The organism is Pseudoalteromonas sp. LC2018020214, from assembly GCF_016598755.1.
GTDB classification, from domain to species: Bacteria; Pseudomonadota; Gammaproteobacteria; order Enterobacterales; family Alteromonadaceae; genus Pseudoalteromonas; species Pseudoalteromonas distincta.
This window is the reverse complement of sequence record NZ_CP066804.1, coordinates 2,024,398-2,044,083: the sequence shown is the minus strand read 5'-3', so window position 1 is coordinate 2,044,083 and position 19,686 is coordinate 2,024,398. Positions and strand designations below refer to the sequence as shown.

The 19,686-nt window shown below is 38.2% G+C and carries 16 protein-coding genes; 9 read left to right on the top strand and 7 right to left on the bottom strand.

Translation table 11 applies throughout. The annotated features are described in order from the left end of the window. Positions 1–5 precede the first annotated feature (5 nt). The 4 genes from JG479_RS09005 (at position 6) to JG479_RS08990 (ending at position 5,315) form a co-directional block, all read left to right on the top strand. Positions 6–728: a DUF6445 family protein gene (locus JG479_RS09005; RefSeq protein WP_138489191.1), complete on the top strand. Its 723-nt coding sequence runs from the start codon at positions 6–8 to the stop codon at positions 726–728. Between the two features lie 7 nt (positions 729–735). Then, a complete protein-coding gene (locus JG479_RS09000; RefSeq protein ID WP_200218785.1) occupies positions 736–1,560 on the top strand; it encodes a ThuA domain-containing protein in 825 nt (274 codons plus the stop codon). 417 nt (positions 1,561–1,977) lie between these two features. Then, entirely contained in the window at positions 1,978–3,288 is a 1,311-nt protein-coding gene (locus JG479_RS08995) for a sugar porter family MFS transporter (RefSeq protein WP_200218783.1), read from the top strand. 14 nt (positions 3,289–3,302) lie between these two features. After that, on the top strand, positions 3,303–5,315 hold the full coding sequence (locus tag JG479_RS08990; protein ID WP_200218780.1) for a glycoside hydrolase family 32 protein: 2,013 nt from the start codon (positions 3,303–3,305) through the stop codon (positions 5,313–5,315). A 550-nt stretch (positions 5,316–5,865) separates the two neighbouring features. On the opposite strand, the gene JG479_RS08985 is transcribed toward JG479_RS08990, so the two are convergent. Continuing rightward, a complete protein-coding gene (locus tag JG479_RS08985) occupies positions 5,866–6,861 on the bottom strand; it encodes a LacI family DNA-binding transcriptional regulator (RefSeq protein WP_149602521.1) in 996 nt (331 codons plus the stop codon). 322 nt (positions 6,862–7,183) lie between these two features. On the opposite strand from JG479_RS08985, the gene JG479_RS08980 reads away from it, so the two are divergent. After that, on the top strand, positions 7,184–8,464 hold the full coding sequence (locus JG479_RS08980; protein ID WP_200218778.1) for a glycosyl hydrolase family 8: 1,281 nt from the start codon (positions 7,184–7,186) through the stop codon (positions 8,462–8,464). 123 nt (positions 8,465–8,587) lie between these two features. On the opposite strand, the gene JG479_RS08975 is transcribed toward JG479_RS08980, so the two are convergent. Further along, complete coding sequence (locus tag JG479_RS08975) at positions 8,588–9,562, bottom strand: SMP-30/gluconolactonase/LRE family protein (RefSeq protein WP_200218776.1); 975 nt, start codon at positions 9,560–9,562, stop codon at positions 8,588–8,590. 115 nt (positions 9,563–9,677) lie between these two features. On the opposite strand from JG479_RS08975, the gene JG479_RS08970 reads away from it, so the two are divergent. Together JG479_RS08970 and JG479_RS08965 are read left to right on the top strand one after the other, a co-directional pair. Further along, on the top strand, positions 9,678–10,811 hold the full coding sequence (locus tag JG479_RS08970) for an endo-1,4-beta-xylanase (RefSeq protein WP_200218774.1): 1,134 nt from the start codon (positions 9,678–9,680) through the stop codon (positions 10,809–10,811). A 576-nt stretch (positions 10,812–11,387) separates the two neighbouring features. After that, a complete protein-coding gene (locus JG479_RS08965; RefSeq protein WP_200218772.1) occupies positions 11,388–13,628 on the top strand; it encodes an endo-1,4-beta-xylanase in 2,241 nt (746 codons plus the stop codon). Positions 13,629–13,812: 184 nt separating this feature from the next. Here JG479_RS08965 and JG479_RS08960 read toward each other — a convergent pair whose 3' ends face one another. Further along, complete coding sequence (locus tag JG479_RS08960; protein ID WP_200218770.1) at positions 13,813–14,766, bottom strand: MBL fold metallo-hydrolase; 954 nt, start codon at positions 14,764–14,766, stop codon at positions 13,813–13,815. Between the two features lie 266 nt (positions 14,767–15,032). Continuing rightward, positions 15,033–15,377: a DoxX family protein gene (locus JG479_RS08955; RefSeq protein WP_045984457.1), complete on the bottom strand. Its 345-nt coding sequence runs from the start codon at positions 15,375–15,377 to the stop codon at positions 15,033–15,035. A gap of 164 nt (positions 15,378–15,541) precedes the next feature. Here JG479_RS08955 and JG479_RS08950 point away from each other — a divergent pair, with 164 nt between their 5' ends. After that, positions 15,542–16,429, top strand: coding sequence for a LysR family transcriptional regulator (locus JG479_RS08950; RefSeq protein WP_200218768.1), 888 nt, complete (start codon positions 15,542–15,544; stop codon positions 16,427–16,429). A gap of 58 nt (positions 16,430–16,487) precedes the next feature. Here JG479_RS08950 and JG479_RS08945 read toward each other — a convergent pair whose 3' ends face one another. Continuing rightward, positions 16,488–16,910: a cupin domain-containing protein gene (locus JG479_RS08945; protein ID WP_200218765.1), complete on the bottom strand. Its 423-nt coding sequence runs from the start codon at positions 16,908–16,910 to the stop codon at positions 16,488–16,490. A 135-nt stretch (positions 16,911–17,045) separates the two neighbouring features. Between JG479_RS08945 and JG479_RS08940 the strand changes: the two genes are divergently transcribed. Beyond that, positions 17,046–18,185, top strand: coding sequence for an endo-1,4-beta-xylanase (locus JG479_RS08940; protein WP_200218763.1), 1,140 nt, complete (start codon positions 17,046–17,048; stop codon positions 18,183–18,185). Between the two features lie 68 nt (positions 18,186–18,253). On the opposite strand, the gene JG479_RS08935 is transcribed toward JG479_RS08940, so the two are convergent. Next, complete coding sequence (locus JG479_RS08935; RefSeq protein ID WP_200218761.1) at positions 18,254–19,231, bottom strand: aldose epimerase family protein; 978 nt, start codon at positions 19,229–19,231, stop codon at positions 18,254–18,256. Between the two features lie 13 nt (positions 19,232–19,244). Then, entirely contained in the window at positions 19,245–19,628 is a 384-nt protein-coding gene (locus tag JG479_RS08930) for a hypothetical protein (RefSeq protein WP_007585159.1), read from the bottom strand. Positions 19,629–19,686: the final 58 nt, after the last annotated feature.

Sequence of the window (19,686 nt, the reverse complement as noted above, 5' to 3'; positions counted from 1 at the left end):
GCAATATGCTAACACTTGGCAATAATTTACAGCCGCAGTATGAGTTTATAGGGCAAGAGCAAACGCCAATTATTATAATTGACGACTACCTGAGTGAGCCGCAAAAACTTATAAACTTAGCGCAAAGTGCTGATGAAAATCATGCGCAAAATCAGGGAGAGTTTAAACCTGACGAACTCACTCAATACCCAGGTTTACGCATGCCGCTGCCAAAGCAATGTGTGGTTGATTACCTAAAGCCGCTTATACAGGGGTTTTATAACGTATTTAATATTGGGCAAACACTTACCCCATACCCAAAAGATAATACCTTATCGTTAATTACTAAAACGCAGAAGCAGCTATCACCTATACAAACCTTGCCACACTTTGATACCAACGATCCTAACCTAATTGCCATTATTCATTACCTTGGCGAAGGCGAACATGGCGGCACTGGGTTTTTTAGGCATAAAAAAACAGGGTTTGAAACAATAAGTACAAAGCGCAAAAACACGTATTTAACACATGCTCAGCAATACCTTGAATTAGCAAATACAAAGCCTAGTTACTGCACCACGCAGCACAGTGAGTTTGAGTGCTACAAGCACATAGAATATAAGCCAAATAGGCTTATTGTGTTTCCTGGGTATTTGCTGCACACCAGTTTACTTAACACGTCTACCGATATTTCGTCGTGTCCACAAACAGGGCGGCTAACGGCTAATATGTTTGTTCATTTTAAATAGGAATATTATGTTTTTTTCTTTATCTAGATTCGCATATAAAGGTTGGCTATTATGCTTTGTTGTATTGACGCTGAGTATGGTAACAGTGCAAAAAAGTCATGCTACAGGGTTTGATACGCTCCCTAAAAAGCAATTTAATGTGCTGCTATTTACAAAAACCGCAGGGTGGCACCATAAGTCGCAAACCGAAGGGGTTAAAGCGTTAGAGGTCTTAGCCGATAAGCATTTTTTTAACTTAATTTGGCACGAAGAGAGCCATTACTTTAACGACGATTACTTAAAAAATGTTGATGTAGTGGTATTTTTATCAACCACGGGTGATATTTTAAACCTAAAAGAGCAAGCCGCGCTTGAGCGATTTATAAAAGCAGGTAAAGGCTTTGTTGGCATTCATAGCGCATCAGATACCGAATACGACTGGCCTTGGTACCAAAAGCTGGTGGGGCGCACCTTTAACATTCATCCTGTTATTCAAACTGGCGTACTACGTAAAGTGCCGAATACTGTCTTTATTGGCTTAAACCATATGTCGCAGGAGATACTTTGGACCGACGAGTGGTACGAGTTTGGGCCCGAGCTAACTAAGTTAAACTACTTACTCACGGTTGATGAGCAAACTTACAACCCAACTGCCGATTGGGGTAATAACAAAACAGGCTCAGGTATGGGGGCGTTTCATCCTATTTCGTGGTATCACAATTACGATGGTGGTCGATCATTTTACACAGCCCTTGGGCATACTAATGCGGTGTATAAAAGTGAATTTTTAACCGAGCATATCTATGGCGGAATTTATTGGGCAGCAACAGGGAAAGGACTAAAAGAGCTGTAGGCAATATGTCGGGTAATCATCAATAACGAACCACACAAAGGTAATACATTGATGCAATGATTTTGTTGAGTTTACGTTTCTTTAATGTTAAAAAGACAACGTTGTCATAATGTTTGTTTAACTTTATGCTTTAAGTACTACGGGCAATTGACCGTACAATTAAATTTAGACAGATAGAGTAAATCAGAAAAGACAACGTTGTTTATTTGAAAGAGCAAATAGACATGCAATGAGAAAACACACAATTTAAGCACTTTAAAACCATAATTATCAAGATATTGGGTATTGCTCTTATATACACTGATTTAGCGCATCTAATTACCAGATAAGTATGTAACTTAAAGCTTTAATAAGAATATAAATGCGCCCATTGTCGTGCTTTGATTAAATTGGCGCCTATAAGTAATAAGAGTTGATATGAATAAGATTATTTACTGGTCAATAACAGTCGCTGTAGCGGGGTTTTTATTTGGCTTCGACACGGCGGTTATATCTGGGGCAGATAAGCCCATTCAAGCAATGTGGGATACGAGTTCGTTATTTCATGGTTTATTTATTATGTCTTCAGCTTTATGGGGAACATTAATTGGAGCCTTAGGAGGTAATTACCCTTGTGATAAATATGGCCGCAAACCCACATTAGTATTGGTTGGCGTATTATTTTTAGTTTCTGCTATTGGTTCTGCAATTGCGCAAGACCCTTATACTTTTGCCTTGCTGAGGTTTATTGGCGGTGTAGGTGTGGGTATCTCTTCTATTGTGGTACCCGCTTATATATCAGAAATAGCCCCTGCTAAATATCGCGGGCGGTTAGTTGCGCTTTATCAGTTTCAAATTGTGTTTGGGATTTTAATTGCATTTATTTCGAATTTCTTAATTTCAGGTACATCTGGAAACGATTGGCGTTTAATGCTTGCCGTAGAGGCAATACCTGCCGTTATCTATTTACTTATGGTTGCGAGAGCGCCTGAAAGTCCACGTTGGTTAGTACAAAATAAAAACGCTATAAAAAAAGCGCGGTCAATATTAATCCAACTAGGAGAGTCAAAGCCAGATACCGTTTTACTAGCAATTGAAAAAGATAAAAAACAAAATGTTGAGTCTAAACTGTTTTCAGGTACTTACAGTAAAGCCGCTCTACTCGCATTTTTGTTTGCGGCATTTAATCAATTATCGGGTATTAATTTCATTATTTACTATGCTCCTCGGCTTTTTGAGCTAGCAGGATTAGATGTAAACCAGGCACTACTATCAGGTGCAGGGATAGGCCTAGTTAACTTATGTTTTACTATGCTTGGCTTATTATTAATTGATAAATATGGCCGCCGTTCATTAATGTATGTTGGTTCTATTGGTTACATTATTTCATTGGCTGTCGTTGCATGGGCATTTAGCAACCAAACAGGAGGAGTATTGGTTGTTGCGTTTGTATTTGTATTTATAGCCGCACATGCAATTGGACAAGGCACAGTAATTTGGGTTTTTATAGCCGAAATATTCCCAAATAAAATACGCTCTAAAGGTCAGTCTTTAGGCTCAGGTACACATTGGTTGTTTGCTGCAGCAATCACTTTATTTATGCCTTATTTTTTAGAAAAATTTAGTCCAGCAGAGATTTTTGGCTTTTTCACTTTAATGATGGTGGGGCAGCTTATTTTTGTAGCTCGTTTTATGCCTGAAACAAAAGGGCGTTCTTTAGAAAATATTTCTATTAATACCAATAACTAAGTGTGGGCCATTCGATGCAACTAATAATTATAATACTCGTTTTGTCTTTTTTAACTGCATGTGATGCAGTAAATCAATCTCAAAACAACAAGCAATATGTAAAAGAACAATTGGCAAACGAAGCGTTTAGGCCTGCTTATCATTTCACACCTTCTAAAAATTGGATGAATGATCCTAACGGAATGGTGTATTACCAAGGTGAATACCATTTATTTTATCAATATAACCCTTATGGTTCGGTGTGGGGCCCTATGCACTGGGGGCACGCAATAAGTTCTGATATGGTTGAATGGCAACATCAAGGGGTAAAGCTGTACCCAGATCAACACGGAACGATATTCTCAGGCAGTGCCGTTGTTGATTGGAAAAATAGCAGTGGCTTTGGTACAAAAGAAAACCCACCTTTGGTGGCTATTTACACATACCATAATGAGGAAAAAGCAAAACAAGGGTTAAGCGATATTCAGACACAAGGATTAGCGTATAGCATAGATAAAGGGCGTACTTGGCAAAAATATAAACATAATCCTGTACTTAAAAATTCAAATATCCGTGACTTTCGAGATCCAAAAGTTAAATGGCATCCAACAACCAAGCAGTGGGTTATGGTATTGGCCCAAGATGACCACATAGGTTTTTATACTTCAACTAATCTAAAAGATTGGCAGTTTAAAAGTACTTTTGGAGCCCAATGGGGTAGCCATGGTGGAGTGTGGGAATGCCCTGATTTAATCCGTGTAAAAATACGCGGCACTGATAATTATAAATATGTTCTACTAGTAAGCATTAACCCAGGTGCACCTAATGGCGGCTCAGGAACTCAATATTTTATAGGTGATTTTGATGGAACAAAATTCACTTTAGATGAAAACTATCAGAAAATGCTAGCGCCTACATCGGCTGTATTTCCACAAGGTGTAGAGTTTGCAAATTTTAAAAATGGATTAAGTAAATGGCAGGTAGAAGGAAATGCATTTCATATTGCAAGTGATCAACAAGGAAAGCCAATACTGAGCTCATTTAACCAATCTGACGAAGCAACTGGTTCAGCTTTATCTGAGGCTTTTACTATTGAGCACGATTATATCAATTTTAAAATATTAGGTGGTAAACATAAAAATCGAACTGCAATTGAGTTATTGATTAACGGTGAAGTAGTTAAAAGTACAGTAGGTAGTAACTCAAATGTTATGTTAGAAACTGCGTGGGATGTGCGCAGCTTTAAAAATAAGCAAGGAGTAATTAAAGTAATCGATAGTAAAAAGGGTGATTGGGGCCACATTAAAGTTGCTGATATCACCTTTTCTGACCAAGCAGCTAGGCCAAAAATAGAGCCTGCAATTTGGCTAGATTATGGCACTGACAATTATGCTGGAGTGACTTTTTCTGATGCACCTGATAATCGTCATTTATTTATGGGCTGGATGAGCAATTGGCAGTACGCTAATTTTGTGCCAACAACAACCTGGCGTAGTGCAATGACCTTACCAAGGGAACTTGAGTTGATAAAAACATCTCAAGGGTTACGCTTAGCATCACAGCCAGTTAAAGAGTTGCAGAAAATTTTGGCCAGTACTCAAACCAAAGCTGTGCTAGAAGGTAAAAATAATTACCAACTTGACCAGGTATTTAATGTTGCTCCTGGGCAATTTAAACTAAGTTTTACCTTAGTAAACGCCAATCAAGCAATTGATATTATATTAAGTGCCGACTCGGGGGAGCAAACAATACTCTCGCTCAACCCACTAAAAGGAACACTTGTTTTAGATAGGACTAAGTCTGGACTGATTGACTTTGAGGCTGATTTTGCATCTATTCAAACGAGCCCATTGCAAAAAAACCTTACAGATTATCATGTAGATATCTGGGTTGATAAAGCGTCTGTCGAGGTGTTTGTAAATAAAGGAGTAAGTACAATGACCTCTATTGTTTTTCCTACTCAGCCGTACCATAAGGTGAGCGTAAAAGCCCTGCAGCAATTTACCTTAAAAGACATTCAATTTAATAATGTTGCTATAACAAAATAAATTCAAACACGTCTCTATATCACTTAGGGCCGTTTGGGTTTTATCGGCAAAAAATAATTTACTAGTGATTACACAGACAATACTCTTGTACCAATTTTAAAAAGCACTTAATTATTTTTAGGCTGAATTTTATGTTAACAGCATTAAAAGTGAACATTTAAAACAACTAAATAGCGCAATTTCTTAGCTACCAGCACGTTTTTATGCTTTAAAGTAGATAACTTAAGTAAATTGATACTAGGGCGTGTTGACCTTTCGTGGGTGAATTTGCAGCTGTATGTTTGGTTTTTAGGCAAGGCCGAGCCTATGTAGTGTGGTTATTCCCCATAAATAGGCGATAACGCAGCATAAATACCAAACATGCGCTGCCCGTTGGGTTCTTTCAAGGGACGATTAACTCTTTGTTGCCTACATGGATGTAGGTAAGGGGCGTGAGCAGGACGCGGAAGCTTTGCTCGGTTTTTACTTAGCCCACTAGGTTACAAACCTCGCGCCGCGATTAAATCGCCCCTAGATTGAACAAATTGCAATCCACAAAGATCAACACGCCCTAAAAGGAATCTCGTTTTATTAATTTAAATGGCAAATGTTGATGAACTAAGTCGACTCTAAGGTCTATAAGGTATTCCATAGCCCAGCGACCCATTTGTAGGTGCGGTAAAGCCATAGTGGTTAAATTTGGTTGTAATAATTCAGGTATACTGCCCCAATTATCAAAGCTAGCTATACCTATATCATCGCCTATTACCATGTTTTTTTCATGCGCCACAAAGTAAATTTCCATAGCCATTGGGTCTTGCCCACAAATAATAGCATCGGGTTTAAAGCTATCGATAATTTTAGCAGCAGACTCTCGAGATATAGAGCGTTCAATTCCGTCATCTTGCTTAATGATAACCGATTCAATAAGTAAATTGCTTAAAGGTAAGCCGTGGCGCGTAAATGCATTAATAACACCTTGCTTTCGGCCTTTTGCAGCAATTATATCTTCATTTAAATTTAGAAATGCAATTCGGCGATAGCCTTTATTGATTAGTGCTGTGGTAATTTCTTCCCCGGCTTGTACTTCATCAGGTACAACACACGGAAAATCCCCATTTATTGGAAAGCAATTAGCCAATATAGTCGGGATTTTTTTTAATTCATCGGGTAATTGAACTGCACGGTGGCACATTGCTGAATAAATAACACCTTCAACCCTATTCTCTAATAGACTTACTATAGCCCTATCTATGCTTGCTTTTGTTTCATTGATGTTGAGGATTAGCAGTTCTTTGTTCTTTTTCCAGGCAACTTCTTGAGCGCCCCGAATAATATCAAAAGTGTAGGGTACGTTAAGCAGCTCATCAGCAATAATGGCGTATATATTTGTTTTTTTTCGGCGTGTTAGGCTTGCTGCTCGATTTGGGCGATAGTTTAATTCTTTTATCGCATTTAGCACTTTTTCACGGTTTACGCTTTTAACACTCGGATCGTTGTTAACCACACGAGAGACTGTCTTAAATGAAACGCCAGCACGGGCAGCCACTTGCTTGATTGTAACCATACTAAATAATACCTCTTAAGAATAAAAAGAGTATACCAGCACATCTTATTTTATTTTTATGTTTTTACACTGCTTTATTGCTAATACTAAGCAAAATCTTACATACCTTTCTTTCGAGTTCATATTATCTAGGTACGAAATGAATGCGTCATTGATATGGTATTTACTGGGTGCATATTTTATTAAATTGCGACATTTTAATTGATTAAGTAAAAATTTAAGTTTTATCGAAAGTAAAATAAATGTGAAAATATCTTGATCAAATAGTCTAAAAGACTATATTGTTTTTCACGTTGATATAATTCACAAAAAGAGGATAAATATGAACGTAATTTTAAAATCTACGGCTATGTTGTTAGTGCTTGCATCTAGCCACTCTTATGCAGCTTTTAACGTAAATCCCCCGAGTGTTGGTGCTGATAGCTCGGGTACTTACCGTAACCTTGCACAGGAAATGGGTAAAACAAACATACAACAGAAGGTGAATAGTACTTTTGACAATATGTTTGGCTATAACAACACTCAACAACTTTATTACCCGTACACCGAAAACGGTGTTTATAAAGCACACTACATAAAAGCAATTAACCCAGACGAAGGCGACGATATAAGAACAGAAGGGCAATCGTGGGGAATGACCGCCGCTGTCATGCTTAATAAACAAGAAGAATTTGATAACCTATGGCGCTTTGCAAAAGCGTATCAAAAAAATCCAGACAATCACCCTGATGTAAAAAAACAAGGCGTTTACGCGTGGAAACTAAAGCTTAATCAAAACGGCTTTGTTTATAAAGTAGATGAAGGCCCCGCTCCCGATGGTGAAGAGTACTTTGCGTTTGCACTACTTAATGCCTCTGCTCGTTGGGGGAATTCTGGTGAGTTTAACTACTACAACGATGCCATTACCATGTTAAACACAATTAAAAATAAGCTGATGGAAAACCAAATAATCCGCTTTTCACCTTACATTGATAACCTAACAGACCCTTCTTACCATATACCTGCGTTTTATGACTACTTTGCAAATAACGTAACTAACCAAGCAGACAAAAATTACTGGCGACAAGTAGCCACAAAAAGTAGAACCTTACTTAAAAACCATTTTACAAAAGTAAGTGGTAGCCCGCATTGGAACTTACCTACATTTTTATCGCGCTTAGATGGCAGCCCTGTTATTGGCTACATTTTTAACGGCCAAGCAAACCCAGGTCAATGGTATGAATTTGATGCATGGCGCGTAATTATGAATGTGGGTTTAGACGCGCATTTAATGGGTGCTCAAGCGTGGCATAAAAGCGCAGTAAATAAAGCACTGGGCTTTTTAAGTTATGCAAAAACTAACAACAGCAATAACTGTTACGAGCAAGTGTATTCGTACGGTGGAGCGCAAAACAAAGGCTGTGCAGGCGAAGGTCAAAAAGCCGCGAATGCAGTAGCGTTACTTGCTTCAACAAACGCTGGGCAAGCAAATGAGTTTTTTAACGAATTTTGGTCTTTATCGCAACCAACGGGTGACTACCGTTACTATAATGGTTCGTTATATATGTTAGCTATGCTGCATGTATCGGGTAATTTTAAGTTTTATAACAACACGTTTAATTAAAATAACGCTACCTAAGTAGCAAAAACTTAGATAATAAAAAACCGGTGTAACTAAGTTACACCGGTTTTTATACTTAACGAGTGAGCTTAACTTTCTCTTTAATACGTTGCTTAACTAATTTAGCTAATTAGCCAAACCCGCTACTTTTACATCAAGCGTAAACAAGCCCTTAGCGGTGGTTATTAATAACGTTTTGCGATTTTTACCACCAAACGCAAGGTTAGTTACATTAGGGCCAAGTTCAATTTTATCGATAAGTGAGCCGCGTGGCGTGTAAATATTAATAACGCCTTTGCTATGGCTGCTTATGTAAATATTGCCAGCAGAGTCTACTTTTATACCATCGGGTGAGGTTACTTTAATAAAGTCTTCGCGCGGTAAAATATCACCGTTTTCATCAATAGTGTATTTGCTGACGCGGTTGCTAAAGTCGCCAACATAAAGGGTACGTTGATCAGGCGAGAGTGCAACACCATTGGGCTTTTCAAGAGTAGCGTCAATTAAACTAAGTACGCCTGTATTGCTTAACTTATATACACCGGTATAAGACATTTGCTGAGTGCGTTCGCCTAGTTGCCAATTAGGATCGGTAAAAAATATATCGCCATTTTTATGCATAGTCATATCGTTTGGTGAGCTAAAGCTTAGCCCATCAAATTTATTAACTATTACGGTATTGGTCTTACTTTTTATATTAATTTTAGAAAGCGATTGCGTACTATGGTTAAGCGTATAGAGGTTCTCTCCTTTGGCATACAAGCCGTTTGTACCACTGTGTTTTAAATAAGTGGTGAGGGTATTGGGCAGCACTAATTTATAAATGGTCGAATCAGGGCCAAGTGCTTGCGAGCTTGCAAAGTTCATTTCTGAAAAATAAAACGCATTGTCATGGCTTGACCACGTTGGGCCTTCTAAAAACAAAAAATCGTCACTAACAAGTGTGGGTATTACGCCCTTTATTAGCGGTGATTGCTCATTGCTTTGGCTGTTTACAGCGTTTAACAAAGCTGGGTTTTGAAGTTGTTGTGCCAGCGCTGTTTTATTTATACAGAGCATTAATATAACTAAGCTTAGCGTTTTTTTGTGTGTTTTTAGCATGGACGTTTACTCAGGTTTGTTTAATTTATAATTAATGGTCACATTGACTATATCATTTATTTTTTTCGTTGTATGATATTTATCGAAAATAATAACGATTCAACGGAGCACACACATGCATAAAAAATACACACTTAGCCTGCTTTTACTTGCAAGATCATTAAGCGTAGACGCTGCACAAGACCCAGCCCTTAAAAACACCTTTGCAGACTCATTCAAAATGGGGGTTGCTGTAAATCAAGATATAGTGACAGGCCAAAACACCGCCGCACAGTCAATTATTGCTAAGCAATTTAATACAGTGACGCTTGAAAATGCTATGAAAGCAGAAGTAATTTACCCACAGCAAGGTAAGGTTGATTTTAGTGGTGCAGATGCGTTTATAGATTTTGCCAAGCAAAATAACATGTTTACGGTAGGGCACACCTTAGTGTGGCATAACCAAACGCCTGACTGGTTTTTTACAAATAGCAAAAATGAGCCAAATACCCCTGCAGAGCAGCTTGAGCAAATGCGCAAACACATAGAGCTGGTAGCAGGGCGCTATAAAAACAAAGTAGATGCGTGGGATGTAGTAAACGAAGTAATAGCTGATGACGGCTCTTATCGCCCAACTGTGTGGGTTAACCGCGTAGGTGATGGCGATACCATGGTAAAAGCCGCATTTAAATACGCCCAGCAGTATTCACCTAATACCGAGCTTTACTACAACGACTTTAATGCATGGCGACCAGAAAAAAGAGACGGCATTATACGTATGATCAAAATGCTGCAAAAAGAAGGAATTCGAATCGACGGCATAGGCATACAAGCGCACTGGGGGCTTAATTTTCCTAAAATGCAATATATTGAACAAGCCATTGACGCCTACGCCGCGCTGGGTATAAAAGTGATGATCACTGAGCTTGATATAGACGTGCTGCCTTTAACAAAAGAAGGGCAGATTACCGGCACCGATATGATGAAACCGCAGTTTCAGCTAGAAGAGTTTGAAACTTACCTCGACCCATACAAAAATGGCTTGCCAAGCGACGTAGAGGCGCAATTAAACGCTCGTTATAAAGCCTTGTTTGAACTGTTTTACGCAAAACGCGATAAAATAGACCGCGTAACCTTTTGGGGATTACACGATGGTATGTCGTGGAAAAACGACTACCCAATCCCAAATAGAACAAACTACCCATTATTATGGAACCGCAATTTAACCCCTAAACCAATTATAAAAACAATTTCTGACGTAGCTCAGTAAACAAGTCGATGTGTGAAGTGTAAAGCCGAGTATTTTTAAATGCTCGGCTTTTTTTGTTTGCAAATTTCCACATAGGGGCTAATAAAAGTCATTTTACTAAGCGATGAGCTGGTAAACCTTGATCTTACCGAAGTAATACAAGCACAAGTATCACTTACACCTTCTATTTAATTATTTTTCTCAAACTCAAAGCATACTCAATATGCAACGGGTTAAATTTTAGCCTTGATACTTATTGTTAAATAGACTATAACAATATTGGTTTTAGGTTAATTTAATAATTGTATATTCACACACACAATATAAAACAATAAATTTTAATTTAAACCTTAACTATAACTCGATGATTTTAATTTTATATTTGTGCTCTTGTACAAGGTAAATATTAACGTTTGAAGAGATATTAAAATAATAAATATAAATGACTGTTTGTTTTTATAATTAGTTATAGTCATATTGAATAATATAATTTTATGGTGCAGTAGAAAGACTCTATCATATTTTATTCACTCAAATGGCTTTACTGCACCTAGTTCAAAAACGACTCATTTATTGCTTTAGTCTAAGGAATAAAAAATGAATAAATCGATTTTTCGTAACACCGGATTAGTGACCTTAGTATCACTATTAATGGCGTGCGGGGGGGATAATAAAGATACACCAGTGCCTGAACCCATACCTGAAGTAGTAGCCCCTGATACTCCAGCGCCTGATACTCCAGCGCCTGAAGCGCCAATAGCAGCTGAAATAACAAATGGTGGGTTTGAAGAAGACACTTCAGGGCAAACAACGCCCGTCGGGAATTGGGTATTTAGACCAGATCAAGAATCAAGCGCTACTTCTACTATAGAGGTAATTGAATCGCAAGAAGGCGTTAATACTTACAAAGGCACCAAAGCAGCTGAGGTTATTGTTAATACATTGGGTGACAACCCTTGGGGTATTGAAATAGCTTATGAAGACCTTCCTATCACTGGTGGTAAAAATTATGAGTTTAGTGTTTGGGCAAAAGGTGAAGAGGGCACCAGTGCAGATTTTTGGATACAGACTCCAGCCCCAGAATACGGCCAGCTAAGCTTAGTAAAAGAAACACTCACTGGAGAGTGGCAAAAAATAACGTTAACAGCCGCTACCGCTGAAACGGATTCACTGATCAGATTAGCTATACATTTTTCTAAAGAAGAAAACATCGAGAAATCACTATTTATTGATGAGTTTTCGGGCATCGTTTTAGAAGATGTACCAGCAGAGGAGATCCCTGACGTGCAATATAGTGCAGTTACTGCGCAAAGTTTAAAAGCCTTAGCCCCTAATTTTAACATAGGTGTCGCTGTACCTGCAGGTGGATTTAGTAACAGCATAATAGACAGACCAGAGATTAAAACGATTATTGAACAACACTTTAATCAGCTCTCTGCTGAAAATATTATGAAGCCCACCTATTTACAACCTACCCAAGGCGAATTCTTTTACGATGATTCTGATAAGCTAGTTAACTACGCCAAAGACAACTCACTTACTATACATGGCCATGTTTTGGTTTGGCACTCGCAAATTGCGCCTTGGATGCAAAGTTTTCAAGGTGATAAAGCCGCGTGGATAGCCATGATGGAAAATCACATCACTGAAATTGCTACCCACTTTGAAGAAGAAGGCGATAACGATACCGTCCTCAGCTGGGATGTAGTTAACGAAGCGTTTATGGAAAACGGTAAATACCGTGGTGAAAAAACCACAAGCGACAGTGCCGATGAATCGGTGTGGTTTGAAAACATAGGAGCCGAATTTTTACCGTTAGCCTATAAAGCAGCAAGAGCGGCCGACCCTGATGCTGATTTATATTACAACGATTACAACCTTATTTGGAATGCCGATAAATTAGATGCCGTTATATCTATGGTTAACGATTTTCACAACAATGGCGTGCCTATTGATGGCATAGGGTTTCAATCTCATATTTCACTTAACAGCCCTGATATTTCAACCATTCAGGCACACCTTCAAAAAGTGGTCGATATTCGCCCTAAAATAAAAGTGAAAATTACCGAGCTAGATGTTCGTATGAACAACGAAGGCGGCATTCCACTAACTTACTTAACAAGTGAAAGAGCAGATGAACAAAAGCAGTACTACTACGATATTGTTAAAACATACCTAGAAACGGTACCTGAAGATCAGCGCGGTGGTATTACTATTTGGGGGGTGATTGATGGTGATAGTTGGTTACAAACTTGGCCAGAACCGACAACTGAATGGCCACTGTTATTCTTTAATGACTATACACCAAAACCGGCTTTGCAAGGTGTTGCCGATGCGCTGCAAGAGCTAATTGAAGTAGCAGAGCCAGAGCCTTCAGCTGAGTTGCTAACTAATGGTGACTTTGAAGCAGGGCTTGATTCATGGCAATCACGAGGCAGTGCTACTATTTCACTTGAAACAACCCAAGCTCACAGTGGTAATAATAGCGCTTTAGTACAAGGGCGAACTGAAACGTGGAATGGGTTACAAAAAGATGTAAAAGGCTTATTTACAGCAGGTAAAACCTATAATGTATCTGCGTGGGTTAAGTTATCTGACGATAGCACCGCGGTATCGCCTGGAGTTAAGCTCACACTGCAAATTGAGCATGCGAGCACTGAATACCTCGAGCTAACCACTGTTACAAACGTAGTTGCAGGCGATTGGGTACAGCTTTCGGGCACTTATACCCATTCAATTACAACCGAGGAAAGCGCGGCTTTACTTTATGTGGAGTCAAACGAACTGACTGCTGATTTTTATGTAGACGACGTATCGGTCACTTTGGTAGAACAATAAACCAAACTAACAGTAATTAACCCCACATTTGATAGTCTGTATTTTTATACAGACTATTTTTTGAGGGCTTTCATAAAAAGAAGTGCACTATGTTTTTATATTAGTAATGGGTATCGCTTTAAAGCGACATATACCGTCGGTATAAATAAATTAGCACGATAACGCCGGTGCGTGAAAAGCTATATTAATTTGACTCAAATGACGAAAGTTTCTTTTGAACGTTATTTCGTAATACATCGTCTATGTACTCATTAAATGCCTTATTACCGGTTACCACGGGGTTTTGTTGATCAGATTTACGATTTTTTAATGTATTAATTTGATTAATTAGATCATGTGAAAACGGGTGGTTTGAGATACTTCCATCAACATCGTTTTTGTTTGCAATTTTTTGAAAATAATTTAAAGAGTGCAAATAAGTTTGATTTGCTTCTTTAGTATCCGGTAAACCGGTACCTCCCCAAAGTGCAACTGTATGAGATATGCCATTATCTGTAACAGGTATTATCAAAGACAACCCACCAGGCGTATGCCCTGGTGTAGCAAGTACAGTTAAATTAGTTTTACCTAAATTTATTTTTTCACCATCGATAACTTGGGTGTAAGTGCTAGGTAATGGTATTTCGGTAGAAAAATTACCGAAAGGATCAGTTAATACAGGTGCATTTGGATTATGGATGTAGTCCCACTCATTTTTTCTCATTAAAATTTTAGCGCCATAGTGTGATTCAAAGTAGTGAGCGCCACCATAATGGTCGCTGTGGCCGTGAGTAACTATTACGTATTTAATATCTTCAGGATTTAAGCCTAACTCTCTCAGTCCAGGAACAATCACATGTTTGGCGTCGTTCGGGGTCCACATGGTATCGATTAAAATAATGCCCTCAGTTGTAGTGATAACAAAAGTGCCTACGCTGATATATCCTACAAAATAAAGGTTATCAAATAGCTGAGTGGGTTCAACAACAGTGGTATTGAACAAATCACTAGAGGTTAGCGAGGAAGGTAATTTATTTAATCTAGTACTTATTTTATCTTCACTCAATTTTGTAATATTACCGTTATTTGATGTTGTGCAGCCGCTCAGTAAGTAAGTTATTACTGTAATCGAGAAAATGCCTAAAAATGTTTTTTTCATATTTTACACCTTAGTTAATTAGGCATATTAAAAGCCCAAGTAATAAACTTTAGTACGTCGTCTATTTAATTATTAAATATAGGGTATGAACTCAAAATTAAAATTTAATGGATAAAACAACTTTAGCCTTTGTTTGTTTAGAGATCGAGTTTGTTATCTTTATCCTAAATTAGAGATGCGAAAGCATTTGTCATTTTGTAAATGAGGGTTTGAATAACGATAGAAGCGAATATATCGTTATTCATTGTATTGAAAATAGCTCTAGGTTACTTACTATCCAAGGCGTTTATATCATTGACTCGGTTAATTATGATATTAATTAAAAAAGCACATAAAATAACGGCAGGTATTGCATTGGCAACACTGTCGTAAACTACATGAAAAAATGTTGCACCAGCCATAATAACTAACAAACCACTTGCAGCTAAAATGCTTAGTTTTTTTATCCAAATAGCAATAGCACCTGCAAGTTCACTTGCACCAATAAAATAGCCAAACCAAGCAGGTAAACCCATGAGTGCAAAAGATAAGTGCATTTGCTCAACTCCTGCTAGTTTTGCAGAGCCTGCAGCTATAAAGGCAAGTGTTGTTAATCCTAGTGATGTATACATAAAAATTCTTTTTACTTTTGTGCTCATGTTATTCCCAGCTTTAATAAGAGTGATTTAAGCAGATGCTTAGCTTTTGACGTTAGAATAATCACAGTTCTTATTAATTAATATTGAATGTTTTTTTATAAGATATAAACTTTAGCTTTACATGTTTGGCGTAAATTATGAAATTAGAACAGCTTAGTATGTTTGTTACTGTTGCTCAGGTTGGATCATTGAGTGAAGCAAGTGCTCTTTTACACAAAACTCAACCAGCTATAAGTCAAGGTATTAAGCAACTAGAAAATACCCTTAACTTTGCCTTATTTAGTCGTAATGGTTATCGGTTAGAGCTTACCAGTGCAGGAAAAACTATGTTTCATAAGGCTATGAAATTGCTAGATGATGCAGCACAACTTAAACAAGTTGCACACCACATAGCACAGGGAAACGAGGTAAGTATAACGATTGCAATTGAAGCATCATTTAATTTAAAAGGTATTTTACCATTACTAAAAAATATGCAAAATCAGTTCCCTGAAACTCAAATAATAATCAGGCAAGAGTACATAACAGGTGCAATTGAAGCCTTACTTGATGGTGGTGCCGATCTGTGTATAACACCAACAATGGAATTTTCTGCACAAGAAGAGAAAATTGAAAAGCATTTGTTAAATACCGGCTCATTAATCAATGTAGCTTCCCCTTTGTTGTTAAAGCGAAATCCAAACCTTAGGCAAGCCACTGATTTGTTGAACGAATACCAAATAATTGTGCAGGACTCAGGCACTGGTTCAAAAAACATAGAGTGGGGTGTACAGCAAGGTCAGCGACGATGGTATGTAAATGACTTTCCAACTAAAAAAATGCTTATCGAAAGTGCAATGGGTTGGGGCAAATTACCAGGTTATTTAGCTGATGAAGGTATTGCAAATAATACTCTGAAAATGCTGTCACTTAGTGATGTGCAAAATATAACGCCTCTAAAATATTACATTATTAAGAAAAGGGGAGAAGTGTTGGGACCTGTAGGTGAGGCCGTGTGGGAGCAATTTAAAAACTATCAGATATAGCAATTACATATATGTGAAAAACGTATTTAAATTACTTCCCTAAAAAAGCCACTAAAACCTACTTAGTTTGATATCTTACTACCACAAACTTAAGCGGCACATCGCCGTTATTATAAATGCCGTGTACGTCATTAGGGGCTGTAAATAAAATATCTCCAGTATGAGCAGGCTGGCTTTTGCCATTAAGCGTCCACGTGCCTGACCCCTTTAAAATCATTAAGTATTCTTCATCAGGATGCTGGTGGGCTGGGTGTATTTCGTTATTAGGTTTAATAACCGCAACGCCTGTAATAGCGCCCTTGGTGAGTGGTGTATCGCCGTAAAAGTAAGTATGAAAATCAGCGCCTTCGTAATGAGTAATGTGCGCGTCTTTTTGACTCACAATAGCTGATGTAAGTTGAGTGGGTTTATCAGCTGCGTTTACAGTTAATGCAAAGATGGCTACTGCTATTAATGATAAGGTGGTTGTTATATTTTTCATGTGTGTCCTTGCTAATTTTCGTGCTAGTTAAAAGTGTTATTTTTGTTCAGTCTATTTTAATAAAACGTTGTTGTCAAAAAGACTATATGGTGTTAAGTTTAGATTGCACACTAAAAAAAACACAACAGGTACATCATGCATAAAAATAAATTTACGATTGCTATTTTATTAGGAATGTCGAGCCTCGCACTTGGCTGTAATGGCTCAGCAGAGCAAAGCAAACCAACATTAAAAGCGCCGGAGCAATTAACGCTTAAAGCGCAATTTAAAGAGCACTTTAAAATTGGCACAGCGATTAGCCGCGACCAAATATTAGGGGCTTTGCCTGAAGATTTAAATGTGGCTAAAGCGCAATTTAATACCTTTACGCCAGAGAACTCAATGAAGTGGGAGCGTATACACCCAGAGCTAGAAACCTATGATTTTGAAGCCGCTGATGCGTTAGTTCAGTACGCACAAGAGAACAACCAAGAATTAGTTGGGCACACATTAGTGTGGCACTCGCAAACTCCTGACTGGGTTTTTGAAGACGAACAAGGCGAGCCGCTAACCCGCGATGCATTACTTAAGCGCATGCAAAACCATATAAATGCAGTTGCAGGGCGTTATAAAAACCGCATTTTTGCATGGGACGTGGTAAACGAAGCACTTAACGAAGACGGCACACTGCGTGAATCTAAATGGAGCACCATTATTGGTGACGACTTTATAGAATATGCTTTTAAATACGCTAAGCAGGCAGCGCCTAATGCCAAGCTATACTACAACGATTACAACTTATATAAGCCAGAAAAAAGAGCCGGTGCAATTGCGCTTATTAAAAATTTACAAAGCAAAGGCATTGAAATAGATGGTATTGGTATGCAAGCGCATTATTCGCTTGATAACCCAGAGCTTTCGTTAATGGAAGACTCTATTGTGGCATACGCTGCAACGGGTATTGATGTGATGATAACCGAGCTTGATATTTCGGTATTGCCGTTCCCTGAAGGTGAAGAACAAGGGGCTGATATTTCGTTAGATATTGCGCTACAAGAGCGATTTAACCCATACCCGAATGGTTTACCTAGTGAAGTAAACACCCAGTTAGGCGAGCGCTACAAAGCCGTGTTTGACATACTTAAAAAGCATGACGATAAAGTAAGCCGCGTTACTTTTTGGGGCATAAGCGATGCACGCACTTGGCGTAACGATTGGCCAATGCAAGGGCGCACCGATTACCCATTATTAATTGACCGTGAGCTAAAACTTAAAAGCTTTGTAAGCGATTTATAATCGCACTAAACATTTAACCTCCCGCAAAGGATCACTTAATAGCGATCCTTTTTTGGTTTATAAAATAGCTATTTTTTATTGGTTTTAGTTAAGCAGTAACTAATATGCGTTTGCAAAGGCACTTGTGGTGTTAAATAGCTAAATGGGAAGTGTGGGTTATTAGGGCTGTCGGGGCAAAATTGCGGCTCTAGGCAAATACCGTCAAATTGGTTAAACGGGTTTTTTAAATGCTGCCCTGTATACACCTGAATGGCAGGGTAGTTAGAAAGCACACTCAGCATTACTTTTTCATCGGCGCTAGTAAGCTCTGCGTGTTGCTTATTGGCTTGCAGATTAAGTACTTGCTCGGTTACAAAGTTATGATCGAGTTTATCGGTTTTATTAAGCACCCGCGCATTTGTGTAGTCAAAAGTTGTATTTGCTACAGGGGCTATTAAACCTGTGGGAATGGCGTTTGTATCTACGGGGGTATAATGCGCGGCGGCCAGTTTTAATGTATGCCCTTGTGCGCTGTTAGTAATGCCATTTAAATTAAAATATGGGTGCGCTGTTGGCCCTGCAATGGTTTTTTTATTACTGGTAATCGTAAATTTAATATCAAGATTACTTTGGTTTTTACTGTTAGTGGTAAAGGTATACAGCACGTTAAATATAGTTTTACCGGGGTAGCCGTTGTATCCATCAGGCAGGGTAATACTTAAACTTAGCGCATTTTTTTGATGATAATCGAGCTGCCAAAATAAGTCGCTTAATGCATTTTGGCCGCCGTGAAGTTGGTTTACTCCTTCGTTTTTATTAAGTGCATAGGCTTTATCATCAATGTTTATTTGGGCGTTACTTAGCCTGTTTGCATAAGGTCCGGCTACAGCGCCTAAGTAAAACGTGTCGTTTAAATAGTCATTAATATTAGAATAGCCAAGTATAATATTTCGTTTTTTATTATCAACATGGGTAACCCAGCTGGTAAGCCGGGCACCGTAGTTAATAATAGAAATAGTGTCGTTTGCTTCATTACTTAGTGTGTACTGAACAATTGAAGTTGTCATGTTGGTTACTCTTTTAATTGTTCGTTCTTGCTTTTTTAATTTCTTCTTTTACGATTGGGTACAGATCGTATGTTGGATAAAACTCAGTGCTGTAGGCTTTCCAACCATAACGTTCAATCGATAAATTTACTTTTGGTAATAACGCTGCTGGAAAGCGCAAGGTAACAACTTGCCCTATGCCCATCATTACTTTCCAAGATTCTACTGTTGCGCCCTCTGGTGGGAAGTGTTTGTAAAAGTTAGCGTTGTTTAGTATTTCTTTTATTTCAGAGAGGTTTTTTGATTGATCGTGCTTTAAAAAAATCGTTAGCATTAGTTCATCATTTTGCTCGTCACTTGCCCATGCGTTAAAACTAGTACTTGCACTAAAAAGCATAATTAATAGTAAATATTTCATAGTTCACCTTTGTTAGTTAATTATAAAAATGCGCCGAGCTTTGAAAGGCTTAGCGCAT